We start from the raw sequence: 719 nt of genomic DNA on the forward strand, positions 1-719 counted from the left end.
TCGTCACGAAGGCGGACCTGCTCATGCACCGCCGTTTCCGTGATGTACGACCGCACCCGTGCGCCGCCACGATCGACCTCGCGCTTGCCGACGACGAGCTGCTCCTCGACAATCGGGATGCTCTGTTCGCCCTCGACGTCAATACCGGTACGATCCGACCCGTAGGCGGCTGCTCCGACGCCGGTGCCAACCGCCGCGGCAGGAGTATGGTCCCAGCCTGACGACTTCCACTGCTGCGCGCGGTCATCGACATCGATGCTGTCAGACTCTTCGAGAACGCGGACAGCGGCGTCGATATTGTCGTCATTGACGTCAGCAGTTAGCAGGAAACCGCCGCGACGGACGCCCTCCTCATAGGTATGGCGGTCTTCGTCAGGCACGAACGCATTCTTGATCGAGGCCCACACGCCGGGGTCCTGGGTGGTCGACTTGCCAGTGGCATGAAAGCCCGAGCTGGTCTTGTCATGGATGCTGATGTGACCAGTCTCGACGTTGGCGGCTTCCAAACGGTTCTTCGCGGCTTCTGCGTCGGCGCGCTGATCGAACAATGCGGTGATGGTCCGGGTCATAATACTCTCCTTGGGAAGGTTGAGGGTTACTTGCTCGTCACAACGAGTTCGGTGCGGCGGTTCTGAAACTGACCGCCGGCGGTGGCATTGCTGGCAACGGGACTGGCATCGCCGCCGCTAGCCGTGCTGATGCGCTTGGCATCGATACCC

The 719-nt window shown here is 62.2% G+C and carries 1 protein-coding gene; it reads right to left on the reverse strand.

The window, feature by feature from the left end:
* Nucleotides 1-569, reverse strand: a 569-nt coding sequence (locus L8F97_RS22475) for a DUF2382 domain-containing protein (RefSeq protein ID WP_242154963.1), incomplete at its 3' end; no start/stop codon positions are given.
* Between the last annotated feature and the right edge of the window lie 150 nt (nucleotides 570-719).

Source organism: Sphingomonas sp. BAUL-RG-20F-R05-02, from assembly GCF_022662305.1.
In the GTDB taxonomy this organism is placed as follows: Bacteria; Pseudomonadota; Alphaproteobacteria; order Sphingomonadales; family Sphingomonadaceae; genus Sphingomonas.